This window comes from Corynebacterium sp. S5S1 (genome assembly GCF_001913985.1).
In the GTDB taxonomy this organism is placed as follows: domain Bacteria; phylum Actinomycetota; class Actinomycetes; order Mycobacteriales; family Mycobacteriaceae; genus Corynebacterium; species Corynebacterium marquesiae.
This window is the reverse complement of the sequence record NZ_MKXT01000003.1, coordinates 40,540-64,517: the sequence shown is the minus strand read 5'-3', so window position 1 is coordinate 64,517 and position 23,978 is coordinate 40,540. Positions and strand designations below refer to the sequence as shown.

Annotated in this window: 26 protein-coding genes; 16 read left to right on the top strand and 10 right to left on the bottom strand. The window is 62.7% G+C overall.

The window, feature by feature from the left end:
• Nucleotides 1-39: 39 nt before the first annotated feature.
• The 5 genes from BKN05_RS01775 to BKN05_RS01755 all read left to right on the top strand — a co-directional run bounded on the left by BKN05_RS01775 (nucleotide 40) and on the right by BKN05_RS01755 (nucleotide 3,274).
• Entirely contained in the window at nucleotides 40-414 is a 375-nt protein-coding gene (locus BKN05_RS01775) for a hypothetical protein (protein ID WP_284769393.1), read from the top strand.
• Between the two features lie 251 nt (nucleotides 415-665).
• On the top strand, nucleotides 666-2,000 hold the full coding sequence (locus tag BKN05_RS01770) for a DUF445 domain-containing protein (protein WP_286687792.1): 1,335 nt from the start codon (nucleotides 666-668) through the stop codon (nucleotides 1,998-2,000).
• Nucleotides 2,001-2,019: 19 nt separating this feature from the next.
• Nucleotides 2,020-2,457, top strand: a complete 438-nt coding sequence (locus BKN05_RS01765) for a CGLAU_01105 family protein (protein ID WP_286687791.1) — start codon at nucleotides 2,020-2,022, stop codon at nucleotides 2,455-2,457.
• 5 nt (nucleotides 2,458-2,462) lie between these two features.
• Nucleotides 2,463-2,753, top strand: coding sequence for a DUF2516 family protein (locus tag BKN05_RS01760; protein ID WP_286687790.1), 291 nt, complete (start codon nucleotides 2,463-2,465; stop codon nucleotides 2,751-2,753).
• Entirely contained in the window at nucleotides 2,753-3,274 is a 522-nt protein-coding gene (locus tag BKN05_RS01755) for a beta/alpha barrel domain-containing protein (protein WP_286687789.1), read from the top strand. Before BKN05_RS01760 ends, BKN05_RS01755 begins: the two co-directional genes overlap by 1 nt.
• Here the strand turns inward: BKN05_RS01755 and BKN05_RS01750 are convergent.
• The 3 genes from BKN05_RS01750 to BKN05_RS01740 form a co-directional block, all read right to left on the bottom strand.
• Complete coding sequence (locus BKN05_RS01750) at nucleotides 3,271-4,122, bottom strand: LmeA family phospholipid-binding protein (RefSeq protein ID WP_286687788.1); 852 nt, start codon at nucleotides 4,120-4,122, stop codon at nucleotides 3,271-3,273. The genes BKN05_RS01755 and BKN05_RS01750 overlap by 4 nt on opposite strands.
• A 108-nt stretch (nucleotides 4,123-4,230) precedes the next feature.
• On the bottom strand, nucleotides 4,231-5,043 hold the full coding sequence (locus BKN05_RS01745; protein ID WP_049377829.1) for a hypothetical protein: 813 nt from the start codon (nucleotides 5,041-5,043) through the stop codon (nucleotides 4,231-4,233).
• Nucleotides 5,044-5,063: 20 nt separating this feature from the next.
• Nucleotides 5,064-5,555 carry a DUF2505 domain-containing protein gene (locus tag BKN05_RS01740; RefSeq protein ID WP_005327201.1) on the bottom strand — a complete coding sequence of 164 codons (492 nt, stop codon included), beginning with the start codon at nucleotides 5,553-5,555 and terminating at the stop codon, nucleotides 5,064-5,066.
• 24 nt (nucleotides 5,556-5,579) lie between these two features.
• Between BKN05_RS01740 and BKN05_RS01735 the strand changes: the two genes are divergently transcribed.
• On the top strand, nucleotides 5,580-6,686 hold the full coding sequence (locus BKN05_RS01735; protein ID WP_286687787.1) for a UDP-N-acetylmuramate dehydrogenase: 1,107 nt from the start codon (nucleotides 5,580-5,582) through the stop codon (nucleotides 6,684-6,686).
• A 141-nt stretch (nucleotides 6,687-6,827) separates the two neighbouring features.
• Here the strand turns inward: BKN05_RS01735 and BKN05_RS01730 are convergent, their stop codons facing one another.
• Nucleotides 6,828-7,304: an S-ribosylhomocysteine lyase gene (locus BKN05_RS01730; protein ID WP_023020462.1), complete on the bottom strand. Its 477-nt coding sequence runs from the start codon at nucleotides 7,302-7,304 to the stop codon at nucleotides 6,828-6,830.
• 306 nt (nucleotides 7,305-7,610) lie between these two features.
• Here BKN05_RS01730 and BKN05_RS01725 point away from each other — a divergent pair, with 306 nt between their 5' ends.
• Complete coding sequence (locus BKN05_RS01725; RefSeq protein WP_286687786.1) at nucleotides 7,611-8,615, top strand: YihY/virulence factor BrkB family protein; 1,005 nt, start codon at nucleotides 7,611-7,613, stop codon at nucleotides 8,613-8,615.
• Here BKN05_RS01725 and BKN05_RS01720 read toward each other — a convergent pair.
• The 4 genes from BKN05_RS01720 to BKN05_RS01705 all read right to left on the bottom strand — a co-directional run bounded on the left by BKN05_RS01720 (nucleotide 8,612) and on the right by BKN05_RS01705 (nucleotide 14,137).
• Entirely contained in the window at nucleotides 8,612-10,141 is a 1,530-nt protein-coding gene (locus BKN05_RS01720) for an AMP-binding protein (protein ID WP_286687785.1), read from the bottom strand. The genes BKN05_RS01725 and BKN05_RS01720 overlap by 4 nt on opposite strands.
• A gap of 11 nt (nucleotides 10,142-10,152) precedes the next feature.
• Nucleotides 10,153-11,862 (bottom strand): long-chain-fatty-acid--CoA ligase, encoded by a 1,710-nt coding sequence (locus tag BKN05_RS01715; RefSeq protein WP_286687784.1) that lies wholly within the window; start codon nucleotides 11,860-11,862, stop codon nucleotides 10,153-10,155.
• Nucleotides 11,863-11,934: 72 nt separating this feature from the next.
• Nucleotides 11,935-12,420 (bottom strand): methylated-DNA--[protein]-cysteine S-methyltransferase, encoded by a 486-nt coding sequence (locus tag BKN05_RS01710; RefSeq protein WP_286687783.1) that lies wholly within the window; start codon nucleotides 12,418-12,420, stop codon nucleotides 11,935-11,937.
• Nucleotide 12,421: 1 nt separating this feature from the next.
• Nucleotides 12,422-14,137, bottom strand: a complete 1,716-nt coding sequence (locus tag BKN05_RS01705) for a long-chain-fatty-acid--CoA ligase (RefSeq protein WP_286687782.1) — start codon at nucleotides 14,135-14,137, stop codon at nucleotides 12,422-12,424.
• A 66-nt stretch (nucleotides 14,138-14,203) separates the two neighbouring features.
• Here BKN05_RS01705 and mshA point away from each other — a divergent pair, with 66 nt between their 5' ends.
• The 4 genes from mshA to BKN05_RS01685 all read left to right on the top strand — a co-directional run bounded on the left by mshA (nucleotide 14,204) and on the right by BKN05_RS01685 (nucleotide 18,285).
• On the top strand, nucleotides 14,204-15,469 hold the full coding sequence (gene mshA, locus BKN05_RS01700; protein WP_286687781.1) for a D-inositol-3-phosphate glycosyltransferase: 1,266 nt from the start codon (nucleotides 14,204-14,206) through the stop codon (nucleotides 15,467-15,469).
• A gap of 39 nt (nucleotides 15,470-15,508) precedes the next feature.
• Nucleotides 15,509-16,255 (top strand): phosphoglyceromutase, encoded by a 747-nt coding sequence (locus BKN05_RS01695; RefSeq protein WP_286687780.1) that lies wholly within the window; start codon nucleotides 15,509-15,511, stop codon nucleotides 16,253-16,255.
• 63 nt (nucleotides 16,256-16,318) lie between these two features.
• Nucleotides 16,319-17,581: a sensor histidine kinase gene (locus BKN05_RS01690; protein ID WP_286687779.1), complete on the top strand. Its 1,263-nt coding sequence runs from the start codon at nucleotides 16,319-16,321 to the stop codon at nucleotides 17,579-17,581.
• Nucleotides 17,578-18,285, top strand: a complete 708-nt coding sequence (locus BKN05_RS01685; protein ID WP_286687778.1) for a response regulator transcription factor — start codon at nucleotides 17,578-17,580, stop codon at nucleotides 18,283-18,285. The genes BKN05_RS01690 and BKN05_RS01685 overlap by 4 nt, the downstream gene beginning before the upstream one ends.
• Here the strand turns inward: BKN05_RS01685 and BKN05_RS01680 are convergent.
• On the bottom strand, nucleotides 18,282-19,208 hold the full coding sequence (locus BKN05_RS01680) for a DUF3109 family protein (protein ID WP_150851360.1): 927 nt from the start codon (nucleotides 19,206-19,208) through the stop codon (nucleotides 18,282-18,284). The two genes, BKN05_RS01685 and BKN05_RS01680, sit on opposite strands and share 4 nt — an antisense overlap.
• A gap of 33 nt (nucleotides 19,209-19,241) precedes the next feature.
• Here BKN05_RS01680 and BKN05_RS01675 point away from each other — a divergent pair, with 33 nt between their 5' ends.
• The 5 genes from BKN05_RS01675 (at nucleotide 19,242) to BKN05_RS01655 (ending at nucleotide 22,851) form a co-directional block, all read left to right on the top strand.
• Nucleotides 19,242-20,171 (top strand): Ppx/GppA family phosphatase, encoded by a 930-nt coding sequence (locus BKN05_RS01675; protein WP_225746037.1) that lies wholly within the window; start codon nucleotides 19,242-19,244, stop codon nucleotides 20,169-20,171.
• Between the two features lie 9 nt (nucleotides 20,172-20,180).
• Complete coding sequence (locus tag BKN05_RS01670; RefSeq protein ID WP_286687777.1) at nucleotides 20,181-21,233, top strand: Rv0497 family membrane protein; 1,053 nt, start codon at nucleotides 20,181-20,183, stop codon at nucleotides 21,231-21,233.
• Between the two features lie 72 nt (nucleotides 21,234-21,305).
• Nucleotides 21,306-22,097, top strand: coding sequence for a pyrroline-5-carboxylate reductase (gene proC, locus BKN05_RS01665; protein ID WP_286687776.1), 792 nt, complete (start codon nucleotides 21,306-21,308; stop codon nucleotides 22,095-22,097).
• 225 nt (nucleotides 22,098-22,322) lie between these two features.
• Nucleotides 22,323-22,511: a helix-turn-helix domain-containing protein gene (locus BKN05_RS01660; RefSeq protein ID WP_005276651.1), complete on the top strand. Its 189-nt coding sequence runs from the start codon at nucleotides 22,323-22,325 to the stop codon at nucleotides 22,509-22,511.
• A 238-nt stretch (nucleotides 22,512-22,749) separates the two neighbouring features.
• A complete protein-coding gene (locus BKN05_RS01655; RefSeq protein ID WP_003855542.1) occupies nucleotides 22,750-22,851 on the top strand; it encodes a 30S ribosomal protein bS22 in 102 nt (33 codons plus the stop codon).
• An 85-nt stretch (nucleotides 22,852-22,936) separates the two neighbouring features.
• Here the strand turns inward: BKN05_RS01655 and BKN05_RS01650 are convergent, their stop codons facing one another.
• Nucleotides 22,937-23,974: an HAD family hydrolase gene (locus BKN05_RS01650; protein WP_239274429.1), complete on the bottom strand. Its 1,038-nt coding sequence runs from the start codon at nucleotides 23,972-23,974 to the stop codon at nucleotides 22,937-22,939.
• Between the last annotated feature and the right edge of the window lie 4 nt (nucleotides 23,975-23,978).

Genomic DNA, 23,978 nt, shown 5'->3' with positions numbered 1-23,978 from the left:
GGAATACTAGGAACGAGAGAAAGACAGAAAGACTCCGCCATGAGCGATAACACCCACGCAGTCGCTGACTACACCAGCGAGACTTACCCGGAGTTCTCCGGCAAGATTCAGGACACCTACATTGAGGGCTACGATCCCGTGTCCTTCGGTGCTCCTCACTCTTCCCTTCTTCGCACCTCCACCTGGGTGGGCATGGGTCTGATCCTGTCTTGCCTCCCGGCTGCCGGCATCATTATTTGGGGCCTTGGCGTGTGGGATACCCCGCTGGGCACCGCAGGTGAGGGTGACTACACCCTGACCATGATCATCGGCATCATCGCCCTAGTCATTGTGGCCATCGCCGCAGTAGGCACCGTCCACTACGGCCGCCGCTACTACCGCAAGTACCGCAAGGAAACCGGCCGAGTTAACTAAGGTGCTTGCCTAATCCAGGCATTGCCTAAGTTTCTGTACTGACTCGACGCCACCCCCGCCTCCATTAGCATGTTCACCGTGCAGGAGACGGGGGTTGCGTGATCTCTCACCATCTAAACGACGCTGCCGCTAGCACGTGGTAGCGATTCAACAAGTCGCTGGAATGACGGCAACCACCGGGCATGTCCGAGGTGGGCACTAGTGTTATAGAACGAAGCTGAAATACACCTTCACAACCTCAAGGAGAACTCATGACGCACCGCGCGGAGGAAGGCCTCGAAACGGCTACGGTAACGGCATCGTCGGGTGCTGCTCCCGTCCCGCAGGCTGGCAATCAGGAGGCGCGGCGTGCGGACCTGCGCCGGTGGAAGGCGATTGCGCTGTCGTTCCTGATTGGTGCGGCGGTGATCTTTTTGGGGTGTTCGTGGTGGCAGACGTCGGAAAGCGGGGCCCCAGTGTGGGTGGGCTACGTGCGTGCAGCGGCGGAGGCCGGCATGGTAGGTGGCTTGGCGGACTGGTTTGCGGTGACCGCGCTATTTCGCCGGCCGATGGGGCTGCCCATCCCGCATACAGCGCTGATCCCGAATAATAAGGACCGCGTGGGCGATGCCTTGAAGGACTTTGTGGAAGAGAACTTCCTGACCGCGGATGCGCTTAGCGCCAAGGTTCGCGAGGCGGAGTTGCCGCTATGGCTGGCGCGCCAAGGCGTAGAGCCGGGCAAGGCGGAGGAAGTCTCCGCGTGGATTGGCGAGCGTGCCGCCAGCGTGGTCGCAGATTTGGATCCCGAAGAGGCAGAGCATTTCATCCGCACCCAAGTCATGGACCGCCTAGCTGAGCCAGAGTGGGGCCCGCCGCTGGGTAGGTTGTTGGAGGGCTATATTGCAGACGGCAAGGCTCGTCCGCTGGAAGACGACCTCATTGAGTGGGCACACGGCAAGATTCTGAGCATGGAGTCCACCGTGGTCACCGCCATCGACGAGCGTATGCCGGGGTGGGCGCCGCGCTTTGCCCGCGAGATGGTGGGGGAGAAGGTCTATACCGAGCTCGTGGAATTCGCCGATGAGGTCCGCCGCAACAGCAACCACGAGGCCCGCCTAGCTATTCGCCGCAACCTGTCCAAACTGGCCTCCGATCTGCAGTGGGACGAGGACATGCGCGGGCGCATCGAGGGCATCAAGCAAGAAATGCTCGCCTCCGATCAAGCGCAGCAGGCGCCGGCAGCCATGTGGCGTACGGTATCCACTATGCTCATTGACCAGCTCAATGATCCGGAGTCTTTCCTGCGCCAGAAGATTACGGCGAAGGTAAAGGAGTTGGCGCACCGTCTGCTCGAGGACTCCGAATTCCTGGCCCAGGCCAATGCGCTCGTGGATAAGGCCGCGCGCTACGCGGTGGAGAAATTCGCGCCGGAAATTATCGCTATTATCCCGGAGACCATCAAGCGCTGGGATGCGGAGGAAGCCTCCCAAAATATCGAGCTCATGGTGGGCAAGGACCTGCAATTTATTCGTTTGAACGGCACTATCGTCGGTTCCCTGGCAGGATTGGTAATATTCGCGATCAACCACCTTATCTTTGGTGCTTAGGCAAAAGGAGTAATGAGCAATGAGCGATAATAAGAAGATTTTCGATTCCCTGAAAGATGCCGGCAGCGCTGCTTTTGAGGTAGCCAAGGACTTCGGTGGCCGCCTGCAAGAAGAACGCACCCAGCACGCTAATGGCGCGCAGGCTGAGAGCCCCTATGGCAACACTGGCAAGGACGGCCTAGTAGATAAAGCCGCCACCACCGCGAAGGAATTTGGTGCTTCCTTGAAGAAGGCCGCCGATGGCACCCGTGAGTCCGCTGCTTTCGACGCCGCTAAGGGCAAGTTCTCCACCGCTTATGACGAGACCCGCGAGGGCGTGATGGACGCCTATAATTCCGCGCAGGCCCGCCGTGCGGAAAAGAAGAATGCGGCGCGCCCTGGCCAGGATTCGGCTCCTTCGCAGGGCGATAATATTATCGATGGCGAAGTAATCGAGACTGACGACCCACAGAATTAATCTGCATGTATTTCCTTTATAATCTTGCCCTGCATCTAGACAGCTACATCTTCCAAATCCTCGCCCTGACCGCCATCATCGGCGCGATTCTCGCCGCTACCACCCGTGAGGATGCCTTCCGGGCCGGCGACCGTAAGGATAAATGGGTGTGGGTAGGCCTGCTGGCCGGTTCCGCGGTAGCGATGGGCACCGGCTTGGCCTTTTTGTCTTGGATCGGCGCGGTCATTACCGGCGTGTACTGGTTTGACGTGCGCCCGCAGCTCAAGGCCATTATCAACGGCGATTATAGCTACTAATGCTTAACCTGCTTGACGCCCCAGCCGCGACGGTCAAGGACCGCGCCGTCGATAACACCGTCCTCGTCTCCCCGCACCATGTTTCCCTTGCCGCAGGCGCGGGCGCGGCCGATATTATCTCCGTTGCGGGGTATCCCACCGGCCGCCACCACACTCTCATCAAGGCCTCCGAGGCGCGCTTGGCCGTTCAATCCGGCGCCAGCGAGGTGTGGGTCAGCCTCGATGCGACCGTGACGGATGCCAATGCCGTGCTCTCCGAGCTCATCGCCATCCGCGAGGCCTGCCCCGATCCGGCCCGCTTGGGCCTCATCGTGCCGGGGGCTGTGGACACAGATGCGGCCGATGCCGCAGCTGCCGCGGTTACGGCTGCACAGCAGGCCGGTTATCAGCGTCTCATTGTGCGCAGTTCTGCCGCCGTGGACAATGAGGAATCCGGTGCCGGGGAAGAGGAGACGAAAAAAGGACCGGCGTTGGCCGCTGCCAAGCTTCCGGTCCTCGAATTTCCCGCCGCTGCGGTTTAGGCGGCTTTCTCCTGCGCGTCCTGCTGCGGCGCGCCAGAGCCAGTGGCCCCGCCCTGGCCCGCGGAGTCATCGCCGCCTGCCAACTTATCCATGTCATTCATCGGAACATCGGTGCCGGTGATGGTGAGCTTGAGCTCGCCATCGAGCACCTCTACGGAATCGACGTTCATGTCAGAACCCACGAATTGATCCGACATGCCGTTCTGCAGTGCGGAGGAGATGGCTTCGGTGGCCTGATCCGGCAGCTCGAGGCCGAAGATGGAGGCCTCGGTGGCGCGGATATCGAGCTTTCCGTCGTGGGCGGTGGGCTCTAGCGAGAGGTTGGCAAGGCCGCCGGCAAACTTCACGTCCAGCACGTGGTCTTGCTCATTGGCGGTGATCTCCGTAACCACCATATTGCCCACCTTCTCGCTGCCTGCCTGCTCGGAAATGCCCTTCTGGAAGGATGCCAGCAGGTAGTCATCCGGCACGGTGGTAGAAGCGCGCAGCTTGCCGGCTACCGGATTCTCCTGGTCGGTGCTCATATCTTCCACGTGGATCTCGGAGGCAGGTTGGCCCTTGATCTCGGTGCCGTCGATTTGCAGGGTGGACGGCGTGGTCATATCCATTTGGGAAATGGAGCCCTTGAACAGCCCTACGAGCAGTGGGCTGCCGCCAAAGCTGACGGAGGGATCTTCTTTGACCTGGATTCCCTCTTGCTCCGCGGCCTCGTTGAATTGCGAGGTCATCTGGTGACCGATGAACCAGCGCAGGCCGAACTCGGCCAAGAGGATGAGCACGAGCAGTGCTACAAGGATGCCAATGATGATTTTCCAGGCGAGTGAACCCGCCGATCTCTTCGAAGCCATGCGTACCAGTGTGGCGCATGAGTCGGCGCGGGGCAAAGTTTGCGGGAGTTCTCGGGCACATTGCTAGGCACTTCACAGCTCCCCAGCGGCCATCAGCGCGCGGCGCGTTTAGTCCCGTGGCGCGACAGACTCCCAGTCCACGGTGAGCACATTATCGCGCAGGCGCCGGCGGACGGGGTGGATATTAAAGGGGGCGTCGGCAAGCATGGCGCGTGCCCTACGCCAGCGCACGCGCGGACCGTAAGGCGCCCAGCCAGCAGCCCGATCCCAAGCCTCGTCGGCGGCCTGAAGCAGCTCGTGGATGGGCTCGCCGGGCACATTGCGGTGGATGAGGATTTTAGGCAAGCGCTCGGCAATATCGGAAGGGCGCGCCACATCAAACGGGTCCCACGCCAGGGTGAGCGTCCGCGGACCATGGGCATCGAGCAGCAACCAGGCCGCGCGCCGGCCGAGCTCATCGCAGGTGCCCTCCACAAAGAAGCCGCCCGGGGCAAGGCGGGAACACACCGTCTGCCAGGCCTCTTCCACCTGGTCCACGTCATACTGGCGCAGCACATTAAACGCGCGCACTAGCTGCGGCCGGTAGCCGGCCAGCTCAAAACCGCCCAGCTCGAAGCGCACGCCATCGCGCGGCGGCAGCACCCGGTCCGGGTGGATTTCCAGTCCGCGCACGTCTACCTGCGGATTCGCCCGACGCAGCCACCCCGCCCACTCCACGGTGGTCGCATGCGAGGCCCCGTAGCCCACGTCGAGCGCCAGCGGGGTATCTACATGCCGCAGCAGCGCGGAAATCTCCGGGTGCGCGAGCATCCACCTATCGCAGCGCCGCAGCCGGTTGTGGTTGGTGGTGCCGCGGGTGATAACGCCAAAAGGCCGACCCGCAGCTGCGCTAGCGCGCAGATTATGTGCGTGGTCGGCCATAAATTTCGGTTCTGTAGAACTTAGGCGTTCTCAGAGATCCACTGTTCGGTCAGCTTGCCTTCATTATCGAAGAGCTCAGCCAGGGACTCGCCCACCTTCGGCTCGATGGCGGCGCCCATCATCGGGATATTGACGGAAATCTCGTTGACGTAGGACAGCTTGGTCATCTCGCCTTCGCCAGCCAGGGAGATATCGCCCTTGAAATCAACCGGGGTGCCCTTGACATCCGCGGTGTAGTTAACGTCAGCAGCCTCACCATTGAGCTCGCCCACGGTAACCACGCGCTTGACCTTCAAGTCTTGAGAGACCATGGCGCGCACTGCCTCTGGCAGCAGGGTGGTCGGCAGAACCTCGAAGAGGGTGGCTACGTTATCGCTGAAGTCGTGCACCTGGCCCGCCTCAGGGGAGAGGTTGGCCACGATGTACTCCCAGTATTCCTTGGTGAGCAGCGCCTTGTGAACCTTTTCGATGGGCTGATTGATGGTTACGGTGTTTTCACTACGGGTTGACATGCCTAACAGACTACCTTGGTAGGCGTGCTTGATAAATCTTTGACGCAACAGCTCACAGCGATCGACGGGGTAGAACTGGACCCCGCCGCCACCTTCGCGGACCTGACTACGCTGCGTGTAGGCGGAAAACCGCAGGCCGCACTGCGCTGCTCGCAGCCGGAGGCTGCCGTCGCCGTGGTGCGTGCCCTTGATCACGCCGAAGTGAAATTCATCGTCGTTGGCGGCGGCTCCAACCTCTTGGTGGCCGATGGCGCAGTGGATCTCGTCGCGGTCATCCTTGACTTTGATGAGGTTTCCATGGACACCGAAACCGGCGTGGTGCGCGCACAGGCGGGCGCCGTCTGGGATGACGTGGTGGCTCGCTCCGTGCAGCTCGGCCTGGGTGGCATCGAGTGCCTCTCCGGCATCCCCGGCACCGTGGGCGCGGTCCCCGTGCAGAATGTGGGTGCCTATGGCGCGGAGATCTCTGAGGTCCTTACCCGCGTGCGCCTTTATAACCGCCGCACCGATAGCGATGAGTGGGTCCCCGCCTCCGACCTGGAGCTAGCGTATCGCTATTCCAACCTGAAATTCACCGGCCGCGCCGTGGTCCTTGAGGTGGAGCTGCAGCTCGATACCGAGGGCCTTTCCCGCCCGCTGCGCTTTGGTCAGCTCACCCAGAATCCGGGCGAGCGCCGCCCCGTGGCCGAGGTCCGCGAGCAGGTCCTCAAGCTGCGCCGCGGCAAGGGCATGGTGCTCGACCCCACCGACCATGACACCTGGTCCGCTGGCTCTTTCTTTACCAACCCGGTGGTGGACTCCGCTCTTGCCGACGCCGTCCAGGCCAAGGTCCGTGCCTCGCTTGGCGAGGCCACCGCAGACTCCATGCCCCGCCACCCCTCTGCAGAGACCGGCCGGGAAAAGCTCTCCGCCGCCTGGCTCATTGACCGCGCCGGGTTTGCTAAGGGCTACCCGGGCTCCGGCCGGGCCACGCTCTCGACGAAGCACACGCTGGCGCTGACCAACCGCGGCGAGGCTAAGGCCGCCGATATCGTGGACCTCGCCCGCACCATCCGCGACGGCGTCCATGAGACCTTCGGTGTGGAACTCGTGCCCGAACCCGTGTGGATCGGCCTTTCCCTCGACGAGTAGCACGCGACTGCTTTTCGCTCCGGGCTCTAGGGCCTAAAACCTACAAAGCAGCCACGATAGCGCCCTTAACCACACGGTTTTCGGGACTATCGTGGCCGCTTTTTCAGTTCGGCACCTACTGGGCCGGTGAATTCGCTTGGCTTAGGCGGCCATGACTTGGAGCCACTCATCCTTAGCGCCCAAGAATGCGCGGGCCGCCTCCTGCGCGCCCTCCAAGCTGTGGTGCGCACCCCAGCCGCACTGCTCTTCGTTGGCGGCCGGTACCTCGGTAGCGTTAAGAATATCGTTAAGCGCGCCTTCCACCGCGCGCAGCAGCTCGTCTTGTTCCATGCCGTTGGTGATGGCGTAGAAGCCAGTGCGGCAGCCCATCGGGGCAAAACCGATGAGCTTATCGGTGTAATTGCGCATGAAGTTTGCCATCATGTGCTCCACCGAATGCAGCGCCTTGGTATCCAGGTGGTCCTGGTTCGGTTGGCAGAAGCGCAGGTCATACTTGATGATTTCGACGCCGCCGCCCAAATCCGTGCGGTCGGCCACGCGGATATATGGCGCGCTGACTAGGCGGTGGTCGAGTTCGAAGGACTTCACGTTGAGCTTTTTATCATTCTGTTCAGTCATGCTTCTCCAGTGTAATCACAGCTGAGTGTCACTTCCTGAAATAGATTCTTTACCGCATACGCTGGGATAATATGAGCACACTGGACGATTCCGCCGAGGTTCCTGGCGCCGCACGCACCCCTGGCAATTCGTCTTCCGGCGAACCGCCGAGCGCCGCGGCTACTCCGGTGAGCGAATCCGTCTACGAGGGCGCGGATAAGATTGTGCCCAGTACCGCGCCCACCGTGGTCAAGATTGAGGGTCATACTGATGAAGTGGACCCCCTGGCCCGCGGTAACCGCTTGCGTAAGGAAAGCTGGGGGGCTGGTGCTCCGCCGCGTGTGGGCGGACTTCTTCCACGATGCCTTGATGGATCGCGCGGCCACGATGACGTACTTCACGCTTATGGCCTTTGCCCCTACGGTGCTCGCGGCCTATTCGATAGCGACGCTCATCTTTTCCTCTCGGCGCGCCGAGGTACACGAATTAACTTCGCAGTTCATTGCAGACTACGTGCCCAGTTCGATGACGGAGCAGGCCGAGCACCTCGTGGGCTCCATCATTGGTTCCACGGCACAAGGCACCTTCGCGCTGGTGGTATCCGTGCTGGTTTCTCTTTTTGCCGCCTCGGCCTACGTGCGTGCCTTCTCCCGCACCGCCAATATCGTTTACGGGCGGGTAGAAGGCCGCGGGATTATCCGCACTTGGGCGCTCATGTGGGGGCTTACCATCATCTTGGTCATCGGCGCGGTCATCGTGCTTTTTGCCAACCTGCTGCGCGATACCATCGTGAGCGGTGTGGTCGAACCGCTGGCTGGCAAGCTGGACATGCAAGGCACCGCAGATTTTTTGGGCGGCATTTTTATGCCGGTGTGGAATTGGCTGCGCTTCCCGCTCACCGTGGTGATCGTGCTGAGCTTGATCGCTATCTTGTATCACTTTTCCCCAAACGTGCGGCCGGCGCGCTTTCGGTGGATAACCCTCGGCTCCGTTGTGGCGCTTAGCACCAATGTGGTGGTGTGGGGAGCTTTCGCTCTTTATACCCAGCGATTTGCTGGTGCCAGCGTCTACGGCGCCTTCAGCCTCATCATGGCTGTATTCATGGCCGTGTGGCTATCTAATACGATGCTCATTTTGGGCATCAAAATCGATGCGGAGGTTCTGCGCGCCAAAGAACTGCAATTGGGCCTGCACGCCGCGCGGCATATTCAGGCCCCGCCGCGTTCCGACGCCGCCGCTAAATCCCAAGCCCGCGCCCAGCACGACCTTGAGGAGCGAGCCGAGCGCATCTACGAACAGGCGGTGCGCCGAGAAGCGCGTGAAGAAGGCTAGCCCTGGTTGAGCAGGGCGAGGAGATCGCGTTGGACATCGCGGCGGCGCAGCTTGCCCAGCTGGTCGGCGGCGAGCGTCTCCATGGCAAAGAAGCGCTGCGGGACCTTATAGCGTGCCAACAACCCGCGGCAATGGTCGCGTAAGGCAGACTCGTCGAGTTGCGCGCCGGGGGCAAGCACCACGCAAGCGGCGACATCCTCTGAACCATCGGAGCGAGGAACGCCCACGACCGCGGCCTGGGCAATATCAGGATGGGAGGCTAAGGTCTTCTCAACCTCGCCGGGATAAACATTGAAGCCACCGGTGATGATGATTTCCTTGATGCGGCCCACCAACCTGATATGGCCATCGGGCTCGCGAACGCCCATGTCTCCGGTGCGGAACCAGTCTTCATGGAAGGCGGCGGCGGTGGCGGGGGCGTCGGCAAGGTAGCCGTTAAAGACCTGCGGGCCGCGGGCGAGGATCTCGCCGGCCTCGCCATCCGGCTGGGTGCGGCTGAGGTCCTGAGGATCGCCGATGCGCAGCTGCGTATCCGGAAGCGGCAGGCCGATGGTGCCGGCTCGCCGGGCGTCATTAAGGGGATTGATGGTCAGCACGGGAGAGGTTTCGGTGAGCCCATAGCCTTCCACCAGCATGCCGCCGGTGCGTGCTTCCCAGGGATCGATGATGCGCGAGGGCAGCGAGGCCGCGCCCGAAATGGAATAGCGCACCCCGCCGAGATCCGTGGGGGCGGATGAGCCAGCGGCGGTGGGCGCGGCCGCCATGGCCCGCTCGTAGATGGTGGGCACGCCCGGCATCCAGGTGGGGCGGCGCGTGGCTAGCGCCTTGGTCACCGCATCGGTGTGTGGGGCGGCAAGCAGGATGATCTCGGCCGCGCAGCGCACCGCGAGCAACACGCTCATCGTCAGGCCATAGGAATGGAACATGGGCAGCGCGGCCAGGAAGCGCTCGTGGCCAGCGCGCAGCGGGGCCTGGGTTTCTAGCTGCAGGCAGTTCGCCGCGAGGTTGCCGTGGGTTAAGACCACACCCTTGGGGCGGGCGGTGGTGCCGGAGGTGTAGAGGATAAGGGCGGCGTCGGCAAGCGTGGCGGGGTGTGCCTCTACCGGGGCGCCGTTTAGCGGAAGCGGTGCGCTAAGGGAGACGGAGATGGTGGTCTCTACCTGCGCGGAAACGGTGGGGGCGGTGTCCTCCCAGGCAATCGCCACGCGGGCGCCATGGTGGGCGAGCAGCGGGGTGAGCTCGTGCGCGGTATAGCGCGGGTTATGCTCCACCACCACCGCGCCCAAGCGCAGGATGGCGAAGAATGCCACCACGTGCTGCGGGCAATTGGGCAGCAGGAGCGCCACGCGGTCGCCGGGCCGCACGCCCATCTCGCGCAGGGCCCCAGCCGCGGCCGCCACCTGGGCATCGAGCTCGCCATAGGTCAGCGTCTGGCCGGCGAAGTAGGTGGCGGGGCGCTGCGGAAACCTCGTGACGGCGGCGGCGAGGAAATCCGTCAAGGTAGCGCCGTAATGAATATCTGCCATAGCCGCTAAGTTTAGGCCTTCGTCCCCAGCAGCTCGAGTAGGTCCTTGCGCACCTGGTGGCGGCGGATTTTGCCTAGGTGGTCGCGCGCCAGTTCTTCGAAGTGGTAGAAGGTGCGCGGCACCTTATAGCGGGTGAGGCTCTCGCGGCAGAATTCCTTCAGGCCTTCTGGATCGAGCACGGCGCCATCGCGCAGGGTGACGCAGCCGACGACGTCCTCCGAGCCATCCTGGCGCGGGCGGCCCACGGCGGCGACATCTACGACGTCGGGATGCTGGGCAATCGCCTCTTCTACCTCTGCGGGGTAGACGTTGAAGCCGCCGGTGATGATGATTTCTTTGATGCGGCTGACCAGCTTGATATAGCCATCCGGCTCCATGAGCGCCATATCGCCGGTGCGGAACCAGCCATTATGAAAGGTCTTTTCAGTGGCGGCGGCATTGCCAAAATAACCCTGGAAAATCTGCGGGCCGCGCGCGAGCATCTCACCCGGTTGGCCGTCGGGCTGGGTTTCATCCAGGTTTTCGGGGTTGGCAATGCGCACTTCCGTATCCGGGAAGGGCACGCCCACATAGCCGGGGCGGTGCTTGCCATTCATGGGATTGGCCGTAAGGACCGGGGAGGTTTCTGTCATACCGAATCCTTCCACGAGCCGGCCACCGGTTAAGTTTTCCCAGCGCTCCACAATCTCTACGGGCAGCGTGGCGGCGCCGGAGAAGGCATTGCGGATGCCGCTTAGGTCCACGTCCTTTTCTTCCGCTGCGTCCATGATTTTTTGATACAGCGTGGGCACGCCCGGAAGCCAGGTAGGCGTGCGCTTTTTCACGATGTCCAGAATGAGCGGCATTTGTGGGGAGGGGACAAGGATGAGCTCGGCGCCCAAGTAGATGCTGAAGACGCACAGCGTCGTCATGCCATAGGCGTGGAAGATGGGCAGTGCCGCGAGGAAGCGCTCTTGTTGCTTGCCCATCTGCGGCACCCAGGCCTTGCCCTGGATGGCGTTGGCAATGAGGTTGCCATGCGAAAGTAGCGCGCCCTTGGGCTTACCGGTGGTGCCGGAGGTGTAGAGGATAAGCGCAATATCGTCTTGGGAGATCTCAGGGACATCGAGATCCGAGCCATCGCCGCCGATGGCCGAGCCGATGAGGGTGGACCACTCCACGGTATTGGGCGCGAGGCTGGTGAGCTGCTCGCGCTTGGCGGCCAGCGGCGGGATGGGCAGGCGCAGCGCGAGGCGCTTGAGCGGGGGCATGGCCTCGACCATGTTGACGGAGACGATGGTTTCTAGCGGGGTGGTCGAGCGCAGCTTTTCCAGCGTGGAGGCGGTTTTGTCCCAGGAGATAGCCACACGCGCGCCATGGTCATTGAGCAGCCCTTCCAGCTCCGGGGCGGTGTAGAGCGGGTTGTGCTCGACCACGGTGGCATCAAGTAGCTGCACCGCATAGAAGGCTGCGACGTGCTGGGGACAGTTGGGCAGGACGATGGCCACCTTGTCACCCGGGCGAATGCCAAAGGCCTTGAGCCCGGCCGCGGCGGCGCGCACCTGGGCATCAAGCTCCGCGTAGGTTTGCGTGCGGCCGAAGAAGTAGGTGGCGGATTTATTGGCGTTGGCCCGCAGGTTATCGCGGTAGTAGTCGACGATGGTCTTATCGCCGTAGTCCAGCCTGTGTGGGGTCCAGGCGCTGTAGTGTTCGAGCCAGGCTCGGGAGGTGGAAGCGGACACGCGAAAAACCTTTCGTTTGGCTACAAAAACTATTTCTGAAGGGATAGCATATCCCAAACGCGAAGAAGCCCTCTAGTTTTCTTCTAATGTCAGCAAAAAACGTTTGGCTTCCAGACCACCCGCGTAGCCGCCGAGCCCGCCATCGCTGCGCAGTACACGGTGGCACGGCCGCACGATGAGCAGGGGATTGGCGCCGCACGCACTGCCCACGGCCCGCGTCGCGCCGGGGCGGCCGAGTAACTTAGCGACGTCGCGGTAGGTGACCGTCTCCCCGTAGCCAATTTCCGCCAACTGCGCATGCACCGCGGCGCGGAAGTCGGTCGTCGCAGGCGGGTCGAGGGGAAGCTCGAAGGAGCGGCGCCGGCCAGCGAAGTACTCCGTAAGCTGTGCCTGGGCGGTATCGAGCACGTCTGCACTGCGCTTTCCGACGTCCCCTTCTTCCACACCGCCCATCTCTTTCTGCAGGATGCTGGCTGCGGTGAATTCGACACGGGAAAGCCCCCGCGGGCTCGCCTGCAGGCGCAGGGGTCCGAGGGGGCTATCGATAAGGCGGAACATCTCAGTTCTGTTCGGCCTCGAGGCGGCGGATGAGGTCTGCCTGGACCTCGCGGCGGCGGATCTTACCCATCTGGTCCTTCGCCAGCTCCTCAAAGTGGTAGAAGGTGCGGGGGACCTTGTAGCGGGTCAGGCGCTCGCGACAGTAGTCCTTCAGGCCCTCCGGGTCGAGGGCGGCACCGTCGGCGAGGTCGAGGCAGGCCACGACGTCTTCGGAGCCGTCCTCGCGCGGGCGGCCGACCACGGCGACGTCATCAATGCTTGGGTGCTCGCGCAGGATTTCTTCCACCTCGCCCGGATACACGTTGAAGCCGCCGGTGATGATGATTTCCTTGATGCGACTGACCAGGCGGATGAAACCATCCTCTTCCATGACGCCCATGTCACCGGTGCGGAACCACTCACCGTGGAAGGCGGCCTCGGTGGCCTCGTCATTGTTGAGGTAGCCCTTGAAGATCTGCGGGCCGCGGGCCAGCACCTCGCCCTCAACGCCGTCTGGTTGTGTCTCATCCAGGTTATCCGGGTTGGCAATGCGCACCTGGGTATCCGGGAACGGGATGCCCACGTAACCTGGGCGGCGGTCGGTGCTCATGGGGTTGCCCACGATAATCGGCGAGCATTCGGTGAGGCCATAGCCCTCCACTAAGAGGCCGCCGGTGTAGTTCTCCCACTTGTTGACCGTGTCCGAAGGCAGGGTAGACGCACCGGAGAAGGCCGCACGCACACCCTTGATGGGGATTTCCTGATACTCGGCGGCCTTCACGATGCGCTCGTAAAGCGTCGGCACGCCCGGAACCCAGGTCGGGGTGTGCTTCTTCATCAACTGCATAATGAGCGACATATCCGGCTTTGGCAGGATGACCAGCTCACCGCCGATGAACTGCGCCAAGGTCACGTTCATGGTCAGGCCATAAGCATGGAAGAAGGGGAGGGCGGCTAGCATACGCTCCGGCTTATCGCCCAGGCCGGGAACCCACGCCTTGCCCTGCAACAGGTTGGAAAAGAGGTTGCCGTGCGAGAGCATGGCGCCCTTCGGGGCGCCGGTGGTGCCAGAGGTGTACATAATTAGCGCGATGGTGTCCTTGTCCACGTCCTGCGGCGTGGTGATATCGCTGCCGTCGCCGCCGATGGCGTTGCCCACCAAGGTTTCCCACGGCACGGTATTGGGCGCCGGGGAAGAGAGCTGCTCGCGCTTGGTTTTCAGTGGCGGGATGGGCAGGCGCAGGGCCGCGCGCTGCAGGGTAGGCATGGCGTTGATCATGTTGATGGACACGACTGTTTCCAGGTTGGTGGTCGCGCGCAGCTTCTCCAAAGTCGGCGCTGCCTTATCCCAGGCGATGGCGATGCGCGCGCCGTGATCCTGGAAGAGCCCTTCTAGCTCGTGGGCGGTGTAGAGCGGGTTGTGTAGTACCACCTGGGCGCCCAGCTTCAAGATGGCGTAGAACGCCGCGATGTACTGCGGCGAGTTTGGTGCCACGATGGCGACTCGGTCACCGGGGCGCACACCGAAGGCCTTCAAGCCAGCGGCCGCAGCGCGAACCTGACGGTCCAGCTCCGCATACGTTTGGGTGCGTCCGAAGAAGTAGGTGGCCGGTTTATCGGCGTTGACCTCAAGATTGTTGTCGTAGATATCCAGCAACGTGGTGTCGCCGTACTCGAGGTGGTGCGGTGTCCATTCCGGGTAATACTGGAGCCAAGCCTGTGATTCGTATGCGGACAAAACTTTACCTTTCGGTAGCGTAGGTTTCTGGCAGGGGCCAGTATAGCGCCGGTAGAATTGAGCGCCATGCGCATCGCCATGATCTCTATGCATACCTCGCCGATTGAACAGCCCGGCTCGGGGGACGCCGGCGGCATGAACGTCTACGTCCTCAATAGTGCGCGCCAACTGGCTCGCCGGGGAATAGAGGTGGACGTCTATACCCGCGCCACTCGGCCTAGCCAGGGCGAAATCATTGAGGTTGAACCCCATCTGCGCGTCATTAATATCGTCGCCGGGCCGTACGAGGGTCTGGATAAAGAGGATCTGCCGACCCAACTGACCGCTTTCGCGGGCGGCATGGTGCAATTTGCCAAGTGGCAGGGCAAGAAATATGACCTTATTCACTCCCACTACTGGCTCTCCGGCCAGGTGGGCTGGCTGCTACGGGATCTCTGGGGCATTCCGCTCATCCACACGGCCCATACCCTCGCCGCGGTGAAAAACGCCTCCCGGACCGCGGATGACACCTTGGAGTCCGAGGCCCGCCGCATCTGCGAGCAGCAACTGGTGGATAACGCGGACCTGCTCGTGGTCAATACCGAGCAAGAAGCTCGCGACTTGGCCGAACACTATGATGCCGAGTGCGACATCATTCGCGTGGTCTCGCCCGGCGCCGACGTAGAGCTTTTTACCCCTGGTACGGTCCGCAATACCGAGCGCTCCCGTCGCGAGCTGGGCATTCCACTGCACACCAAGGTGGTGGCCTTTGTCGGGCGCCTGCAAAAGTTTAAGGGACCAGAGGTCCTCATTCGCGCCACGGCCGAGCTCTTCCGCCGCGAACCAGCGCGCAACCTGCGCGTGGTCATCTGTGGTGGCCCGTCGGGGGCCAATACGGCGCCGGAGGCCTATAGGGAGTTGGCGCGCGAGTTGGGCGTCGATAAGCGCGTGCGCTTTTTAGGCGCCCGCCCGCCAGAGGAGCTGGTGGGGGTCTACCGCGCGGCCGATATCGTAGCGGTGCCTAGCTATAACGAGTCCTTCGGTCTGGTGTCGCTGGAGGCCCAGGCTTCTGGCACGCCGGTGGTAGCCGCGGCCGTCGGCGGGCTGCCCATCGCCGTGGCCGACGAGGAGACCGGCTTGCTGGTGCACTCGCATGACCCGTCCGACTGGGCCGATGCTCTAGTCCGCCTGCTTGACGACGACCCCATGCGCATCGCCATGGGCGAGGCCGCCGTCGCCCACGCCGCACGCTTTAGCTGGGCCAGCTCCGCTGCCGCGCTCGCAGAAATCTATGACGAGGCCAGCCGCATCGAGGTTCCGGATTGCCATCAACGGCGGGCGATCGGGGATTAAACCCTGACGCCGGTAATAATTTCGTGGCATGCTGGAGGCATGACTAACGGAAAACTGATTCTTCTTCGCCATGGCCAATCCAAGTGGAACGAGTCCAACCAGTTCACTGGCTGGGTCGATGTAGATCTGACCGAAAAGGGCGAGGCGGAAGCCAAGCGCGGCGGTGAGCTGCTCGCGCAGGAAGGCGTTCTGCCCGACGTCCTGTATACCTCTCTTTTGCGTCGCGCTATCCGCACCGCAAATATCGCTCTCAACGCCGCCGACCGCCACTGGATCCCAGTGGTGCGCGATTGGCGCCTCAACGAGCGCCACTACGGCGCCCTGCAGGGCCTGAACAAGGCCGAGACCAAGGAAGAGTACGGCGAGGAAAAGTTCATGGCATGGCGACGCTCCTATGACACGCGCCCGCCGGAGCTGGCCGATGACTCCGAATACTCCCAGGCCAATGACCTGCGCTACGCGGACCTGGATAAGGTCCCGCAGACCGAGTGCCTGAAGGACGTCGTCGCCCGCTTCGTGCCGTACTTTGAAGAAGAAATCCTCCCACGCGCCAAGAAGGGCGAGACCGTACTTATCGCCGCGCACGGCAACTCCCTGCGCGCACTGGTTAAGCACCTGGACAATATCTCCGATGATGACATTGCCGGCCTGAACATTCCAACCGGCATCCCGCTGGTTTATGAGATCACCGAAGACGGCTCCGTAGTAAACCCAGGTGGCACTTACCTGGATCCGGAAGCCGCCGCTGCCGGTGCCGCCGCCGTTGCTGCGCAGGGCGGTAAGTAAGAAACTGCGCCACAGTCCCCGGGGAGTATTCCCTGGGGACTTTGTGATGGATAGGCTAGACACGTGGAATTGATTCTTTCCTTTGCCGCCGGCGTGGTGGCCTGCGGGCTGGCGCTGCCGGTGATTTCCTGGTTGCGCGGGCGCATTGCGCGCTACCGCCAAGCCACCGATGCCGAGGCTAACCAGGTCACGACGGTCAGCCAGGTGCTGCACCTGGCCGTGCAAGGCTCGCCGACGGCCCTGGCGGTGCTAGACCGCAACCAAGAAATCGTCATGTCCAATCCCGCCGCCCACGAGATGTCCCTGGTGCATGATCGCGCCGTGAACCCGGAGGTGTGGCAGACCGCGCAGGAGGTCTTCGAGGACAAGGAAACCCGCACCGTCGACCTGGCCATTCCTAAGCGCCGCACGGGTCACCGCGTCACCCAGTTCAAGGCGGTCATTAAGCCGCTGACGCTTAACGACGGCCGCTTTGTCATCATCTACGGAACCGATGAGAGCGAAAACGTCCGCATGGAATCCGCCCGCCGCGACTTTGTGGCAAACGTCTCCCACGAGCTCAAGACCCCCGTCGGCGGCATTGCCTTGCTGGCCGAGGCCCTGCTCCAAGACCCCGGCGACCAAGAGACCGTGGAGTACTTTGGCAATAAGGTTTACAAGGAAGCCAACCGCATGGCCGATATGGTCAGCGAACTTATTTCCCTGTCCAAATTGCAGGGTGCCGAGGCCTTGCCAGAGATGGAACCGCTAGCCGTCGATGACCTCATCGAGGAAGCGCTCTCGCGCAACCAACTGGCTGCGGAGGCTCGCTCCATCGAGCTCAACCGGGGCGCCTCCGTCGGCGTGCAGGTCAAAGGAGATAGGTCCCTGTTGGTTACCGCACTGTCTAACCTCGTCTCCAACGCGATTAATTATTCGCCGGAAAAGATGCCGGTATCGGTCTCCCAAAAAGTGGTGGATGGCGGGGTCGTGCTCATCCGCGTCACGGACCGCGGTATCGGTATCGCACCGGATGATCAAAAGCGCGTCTTCGAGCGCTTTTTCCGCGTAGACCAAGCCCGGTCGCGGCAGACCGGAGGCACTGGCCTAGGATTAGCAATTGTTAAACACGTGGTGGCCAACCATGGCGGCAACATCAAACTGTGGTCCCGGCCCGGTACGGGTTCTACATTCACCATCGAATTGCCCATTTACAGGGAAGAAAAGCCAGCGCAGGATGCTGGCATGAAGGATAATGAGAAAAGGGATGCCGTCGACGCGGCGGCGCCTGGGCTCCCGCGTGCAGTAGCACGCGTTGCAGCACGTCGAAAGGATAAAGCACAATGACCACCATCCTCATCGTTGAAGATGAAGAGTCGCTGGCAGATCCGCTGGCATTCCTCCTCCGCAAGGAGGGCTTCGAGCCGATCATCGCGCACGATGGCCCCACCGCGCTGGAAAAGTTTGCCGCTAACGACATTGATATCGTCCTTCTAGACCTCATGCTGCCCGGCATGTCCGGCACCGAGGTATGCAAGCAGCTGCGCACCACCTCGTCCGTGCCGGTCATCATGGTGACCGCACGTGATTCCGAGATCGACAAGGTCGTCGGCCTTGAGCTCGGCGCTGATGATTACGTGACCAAGCCTTATTCCTCCCGCGAGCTCATCGCCCGCATCCGCGCGGTCCTGCGCCGCGGTCACGATTCCGGCGCCACTGCCGATACCGAGGCGGAGCAAGAAGTAGCCGAGCAGATCCTCGAGGGCGGCCGCGTCAAGATGGACGTGGAACGCCACACCGTTACCGTCGCGGGCGAGCCGGTTTCCATGCCCCTCAAGGAATTCGACCTCCTGGAGTACCTGCTGCGCAACGCCGGCCGCGTGCTCACCCGCGGCCAGCTCATTGACCGCATTTGGGGCGCCGATTATGTTGGCGACACCAAGACGCTCGATGTCCACGTCAAGCGCCTGCGCTCCAAGATCGAGGAGCAGCCCTCCCGTCCGAAGCACCTGGTTACGGTGCGCGGCCTGGGCTATAAATTCGAGCTCTAGCTCTCCGCCCGCTGGTTTTCTGCCTGTAGGCTCCCGGCCTTCACGCTGGCCGGATGCTGCGTGAGCTGGACGCCGTGCTCGGCCGCCGCGGCGCGTGCCTTGCAGTGCGCGGCCAGAATCTCATAGGACTCTCGGCCCATGAGCGCTACCAGCTCGTCCTCGTGCGATTGCCACATCGGCAGCGGGTTGGCGTGGCAGGCGGCATCGGCCGAACAATACCAATCAAAGTCCTCGCCGCCATTGCCCCAACCGCGGCGGTCATACTCGCCGATCTGCGTGCGCAAAATCTCCTGCCCATCCGGGCGCTCTTCATAGTCTTCGTATCGGCGCAGCGGTAGCTGCCAGCACACCTCGGGTTTGACCACCGTGAGCTCCTCGCCGGTATCGACAGCCCACTGGTGCAGCGCGCAGCCCGTACCCGTAGCCCAGCCGGCGCGGTTGGCAAAAATGCACGCGCCGTCCACGATGGGTGTCTTCAGCGCCGGTTCCGGTTCGCCGTCCTCACCGTCGAGCTCGTCCCACTCTAGCCATGGCTCCAACTCGTCCGTAGCGTCCTGCGCGAGGAACTCATCTACCCCCGCTGGGCGCAGCTGCCAATACTTGGCGGGCATGCGCGAGACGGCGTCGTAAAGCTGGTCGCGGTCTTCCTCATCGGCCATATAGGCGCCATGCACGCAGCAGCCCACGTCGGGCTGGCTCTTATCGATGCCCCGGCATGCCGACGTCCCAAATTGGCAGCTGTAGTGCGATTCCACCCATGTTAGGTCGATGGAAAAGACGTGGTGTGGGTCGTTTGGGTTGGTAAATTCGAACCACTCCCGCGGGAAATCAGGGGCCTCTTCGCGGCCCGCTCTTATCGACGCCGCCGCGGGCGAGCTCGCAGGAAAACCTAGGTATACCGTGTCAGATTTTGGGCGATTCACACCTAACCACGGTAGACCTACTACGCTATTAGTGTGCGATTAGGTGTATTAGATGTCGGAAGCAATACCGTCCACCTCGTTGCGGTCGATGCCGCGACGGGCGGGCGGCCCACTCCGATGAGTGATTGGAAGACCCCGCTCCGGCTGGTAGAACAGCTGGACAAAAAGGGCAACATCCAAGAAAAGGGTGTAAAGAAGCTGGTCAGCGCCGTAGCGGAGGCGAGCGAGCTGGGCGATAAGTTGGGCTGCGCTGAATTTATCGCCTTTGCTACCTCGGCGGTGCGCTCCGCGCATAATTCGGAGGCCGTGCTCGATGAGGTGGAAAAGCAGACCGGCGTACGCCTGCAGATTCTCTCCGGCGTGGAAGAAGCCCAGCTGACCTTCCTCTCCGCACGCCGCTGGTACGGCTGGTCCGCCGGCCGTATTACCAACCTGGACATCGGCGGCGGCTCGCTAGAGCTGTCCACCGGTACCGACGAGCACCCCGACCTCGCCTTCTCCCTCGACCTGGGCGCTGGCCGGTTGACCCATAACTGGTTTGACACCGACCCACCGGAGAAAAAGAAGGTAAGTGCGCTGCGCGATTATATCGATGCGGAGCTCGAAGACGTTGCCCAGCAGATGAAGGCCATGGGCCCCGCTGGCCTCGCCGTGGGTACCTCCAAAACCTTCCGCACGCTGGCGCGCCTGACGGGTTCCGCCCCCTCGTCTGCCGGCCCATACGTCAAGCGCACGTTGACAGCACCGGGTCTGCGCCAGTTGATTTCCTTCATCTCCCGCATGACTGCGGCAGACAGAGCGGACCTAGAAGGTGTAAGTTCTAACCGATCGCACCAAATCGTTGCCGGCGCTCTAGTGGCCGAGGCATCCATGCGAGCCTTGGACATTGAGAAGCTGGAAATCTGCCCGTGGGCGCTGCGTGAGGGCGTCATTTTGCGCCGGACCGACAAGGGATTGGAATAGGAAGAGATCATGGCTGACAAGAAGAAGTTGACCGTGGCAGAGCTGCTGGCTCGCGATAAAAAGGCCCGCGGCGAAAAGGGCGGCAAGGACGACAAGCGTTCGCGCCGCCACCGCCGCAGCCTCGATGAAGGCGGCATTTCCGTTGCCGAGCTAACCGGCAACCTCAAGAAGGTCGAGGCTTCGCCTGCCGAGGCCAAGCACACCTCCGTCTCCATCGACGAGGACGCTCCCGTCATCCGCGCCCCCAAGGCCGCTGACGCGACCGATGCCGACTCCGCAAAGAAGTCCACCGACAAGCCAGCTTCTCAGTCCGCAGCCACGACCGCTGCTCAGCCTGCCGCGCCGAAGGCTGCGCCAAAGACCGCCGCAAAGGCAGAACCAAAGGCTGCTCCTAAATCCGCGGACCAGCCCGCAGCCAAGGCTGCCGCCAAGCCAGCGCAGACCGCAAAGCCGGCTGCTGCCGCCGCGGCACAGGAGGCGGAGAAGAAGAATCAGCCTTCTGCGGATGACACCGCGGTAATCCAGCGCGTGGGTAAGGCGAAGGCGGACGATGCCAAGCCTGCCGCTACCAAGCCCGCAGCGGAGAAGTCGGCCGCAGACAAGGCCGGCGCGGACAAGGCCACCGCAGCGAAGGCCGACAAGGGCGCGAAAGCGGCCGGAGCGGGAGCTGCGACAGCTGGTGCTGGAACGGCCGCTACAGCGGCGGTGCCGGCGTCGAAGAAGGCGGGCGTCGCTAAGGATGCCGAGGAAACCGGCAACCTTCCCAAGGTCGAGGACGACGAAGAATGGATCGAGGAAGAGCACGAGAAGCTCAACCCAGTTTCCATCCTGCTGATGGTTGTCGCGGGCATCCTGCTGGCGATTGTCATCTTCAAGGGCTTTGAGATTCTGTGGGATAGCTTCCCGCGCCTTGTCGTCGCCATCCTCGCGCTGTGCGTCACCGCAATTATGGTGGGCGTGACACACGCCCTGCGCACCGCGCGCGATGGATTCTCCATGTTCCTGGCCGGCTTTACCGGCCTTATCCTGACCTTCGGCCCACTGCTGTTGGTCATGCTCTAAGCCCCCGCTTGTCTACGCCCCGGTTACCCCACGTGGTAGCCGGGGTTCCGCATTTTTGGCATGGTGGAGACTATGACAAAGATTGCAATTTTAGGCGGCGGACAAATCGGCGAGGCTTTGACCTCGGGACTCGTGGCATCGGGTTTTGCGGGCTCGGATATCACGGTCACCAATCGCACCGAATCCCGCAGCCAGGAACTCAAAGAGACTTATGGCGTCAACGTCACCAGCGATAATGCGGCGGCGGTGGACGGCGCGGACTATATCTTCGCGTGCGTGAAGCCCTACGCCATCCTGGACCTGCTCGAAGGCCTTGAGCCGGCCAAGGATGCCGTGGTCGTGTCCATGGCCGCGGGCCTGACCCTAAAGCAGCTCCAGGGGGCGGCGGGCGAAGGCGTACCGGTGGTGCGCGTTATGCCCAATACCCCCATGTTGGTGCGTCGCGGCATGTGCACCTGCGCGGCCGGTGATCACGTGAGCGACGCCCAGATGGACGGCGTCCGCGAGCTGCTCGAGGCCGTGGGCGAGGTCGCGGTCATTCCGGAGAAGAATATCGATGCCGCCACCGCGCTGGCGGGCTCCTCCCCGGCTTATTTCTTCCTCGTGGCAGAAGCGCTTGTCGATGCCGGCGTGCAGCTCGGCCTTCCCCGCGACGTCGCCGAGAAGCTTGCCGCCCAGGCCGCAGCCGGCTCTGGTGAGATGCTGGCTAGCTCTGGCCGCTCGGCCACCCAGCTGCGCGCTGGCGTAACCTCGCCGGGCGGCACCACTGCGGCCGCCGTCCGCGAGCTGGAGGAGTCCGGCCTGCGCGGCGCGTTCTACCGCGCGGCAGAGGCCTGCTCCGATAAGGCCAAGGAGCTCGGCTAGCGCCTCCGTGTGCGACCTCCCCGTGGTGGGGGTGTACCCACCCGGGAGTGCTGGGGCAGGTGTTAAGCAGCGCTTTTAGGGGAAACCCTAATGAATGCTGTGAAAAAATTTGGCACTTGGGTCGCATTAGTCACATGTTTCACGATAGGCTAGGGCAAGCACGTGCGTGAAGTCCTGTGGGAGGGGAAGCCTACAGCGCGTAACGAGCTGAAGGGTTAGATATATATGGCAAATGAAGAAAAGGGAACCTTTCTGACGATCGCGGAGGTCGCCGAGATTATGCGCGTCTCCAAAATGACCGTCTACCGTTTGGTTCACGCAGGCGAAATGCCGGCTGTTCGCGTCGGACGCTCCTTCCGCGTTCACGAGTCTGCCGTCAACGAGTACTTGGAGGCTTCCGTCTACGGAGCCTAGGCTCGCGCCGCACAGACAGCGCCCACCTCTGTTGGCCCTCGAGGTCAGCGGTGGTGGGCGCTGTTGTTTCGCATAGGCCCTTTTTGGTCACGGGCTGGGTGCTGGGTAAGATGGTGTGCATTCGTGTCGGCTCGCTGATGTGGCCCGCGGTCCGTGTGGCCACGGCGGCAAGAGTGCACCTTCGCCGTTTTAGCGCTGACAAGTTTGACAGTACGTACTACACGAAAGTGAGGACTCCATGGGTTCCGTCATTAAGAAGCGCCGCAAGCGCATGTCCAAGAAGAAGCACCGCAAGATGCTGCGCCGCACCCGCGTGCAGCGCCGTAAGCTGGGCAAGTAAACCCCAGCCCGCTTCTTGCCCTCCGCCATTGTGCGGAGGGTTTTTGCATGCTTGCCGAAGCCCCCAGCGCCCTCTACCGCCCTCGCTACCGCCGGTAGTAGCGCCAGCCGCCATAGGAAAAGGCGGCGGTGGCCAGCGCCGGGAGGCCATAGGTGCGGATGGCGCGGCGCACGGAGCGATAGTCGCGCACGAGCCAGCCACGGTCGCCAGCGATATCGCGCAGCTTGCGGTCCGGGTTGATGGCTACGGCGGTGCCAACCATGGACAACATGGGCACGTCGTTGGCGGAATCCGAATACGCGGTGCAGCGCGAGAGGTCGAGGCCTTCGATGGTCGCGAGCGCGGCCACGGCGTGCTTTTTGCCGGGCCCGTGGAGGATATCGCCGACCAGCCGGCCGGTGAACTTGCCGTCTTTGACCTCCGCGACGGTGCCGAGCGCGCCGGTAAACCCGAAGCGCCGAGCGAGCACCTGCGCTAGCTGGACCGGCGTGGCGGTGACCAGCCACACTTGCTGGCCGGCGGCTAGGTGCATCTCCGCCAGCTGTGTGGTGCCGGGGTAGGCGCGGCGGGCCAGCGAGGCGTCTACAATCTCCTCGCATAGCTCCACCAGCTCGTCGACGCTGCGGCCTTTGACAAACTCCAGCGCCTGCGCGCGGCCGACGGCCACGTCCTTGGCATTTTCGCTGCCGGAGACGCGGAACTTGAGCTGCTTCCACGCAATCGGCAGGATTTCAGAAAGCCGGAAGTAGCGCCTGCGCGCCAAGCCAAAGGCGAATTCCACGAGGGAAGAGCCTTGGATGAGGGTGTTGTCGACGTCGAAAAACGCTGCCGCGCCCACATCCACCGGTACGTCTGGGTCTTGGGCGGTGATGCGTTGTGCACCGGCCGCGTCATAGGAGCCGGTGACCGAGTCCACGCCGGAGGCGAAATCCTCCAACTCCAGCCCGAATTCCTCCAGCGCCGCGGCGGCCGCGGCTTCACCGGCGGTGCGCTGTGATTCCTCGTCCAGCGGGGCGAGCGCTTGGGTCTCCAAGAAATTACGCAGGTTACCGCGCGAGGCGGTCCAATTGGCCAAGAAGTCGCGGGGGGATTCGGGGAACCCTGGGGGAGTGGTAGCGGACACGAGT

Coding starts and splice junctions, on each gene's coding strand:
- BKN05_RS01730 (WP_023020462.1), bottom strand. CDS start 7,304: ATGACTGAACAGAATGATAAAAAGCTCAACGTGAAGTCCTTCGAACTC.
- proC (WP_286687776.1), top strand. CDS start 21,306: ATGACAAAGATTGCAATTTTAGGCGGCGGACAAATCGGCGAGGCTTTG.
- BKN05_RS01775 (WP_284769393.1), top strand. CDS start 40: ATGAGCGATAACACCCACGCAGTCGCTGACTACACCAGCGAGACTTAC.
- BKN05_RS01770 (WP_286687792.1), top strand. CDS start 666: ATGACGCACCGCGCGGAGGAAGGCCTCGAAACGGCTACGGTAACGGCA.
- BKN05_RS01710 (WP_286687783.1), bottom strand. CDS start 12,420: ATGTTCCGCCTTATCGATAGCCCCCTCGGACCCCTGCGCCTGCAGGCG.
- BKN05_RS01745 (WP_049377829.1), bottom strand. CDS start 5,043: ATGGCCGACCACGCACATAATCTGCGCGCTAGCGCAGCTGCGGGTCGG.
- BKN05_RS01755 (WP_286687789.1), top strand. CDS start 2,753: ATGCTTAACCTGCTTGACGCCCCAGCCGCGACGGTCAAGGACCGCGCC.
- BKN05_RS01660 (WP_005276651.1), top strand. CDS start 22,323: ATGGCAAATGAAGAAAAGGGAACCTTTCTGACGATCGCGGAGGTCGCC.
- BKN05_RS01765 (WP_286687791.1), top strand. CDS start 2,020: ATGAGCGATAATAAGAAGATTTTCGATTCCCTGAAAGATGCCGGCAGC.
- mshA (WP_286687781.1), top strand. CDS start 14,204: ATGCGCATCGCCATGATCTCTATGCATACCTCGCCGATTGAACAGCCC.
- BKN05_RS01670 (WP_286687777.1), top strand. CDS start 20,181: ATGGCTGACAAGAAGAAGTTGACCGTGGCAGAGCTGCTGGCTCGCGAT.
- BKN05_RS01750 (WP_286687788.1), bottom strand. CDS start 4,122: ATGGCTTCGAAGAGATCGGCGGGTTCACTCGCCTGGAAAATCATCATT.
- BKN05_RS01740 (WP_005327201.1), bottom strand. CDS start 5,555: ATGTCAACCCGTAGTGAAAACACCGTAACCATCAATCAGCCCATCGAA.
- BKN05_RS01695 (WP_286687780.1), top strand. CDS start 15,509: ATGACTAACGGAAAACTGATTCTTCTTCGCCATGGCCAATCCAAGTGG.
- BKN05_RS01720 (WP_286687785.1), bottom strand. CDS start 10,141: ATGGCAGATATTCATTACGGCGCTACCTTGACGGATTTCCTCGCCGCC.
- BKN05_RS01685 (WP_286687778.1), top strand. CDS start 17,578: ATGACCACCATCCTCATCGTTGAAGATGAAGAGTCGCTGGCAGATCCG.
- BKN05_RS01655 (WP_003855542.1), top strand. CDS start 22,750: ATGGGTTCCGTCATTAAGAAGCGCCGCAAGCGCATGTCCAAGAAGAAG.
- BKN05_RS01760 (WP_286687790.1), top strand. CDS start 2,463: ATGTATTTCCTTTATAATCTTGCCCTGCATCTAGACAGCTACATCTTC.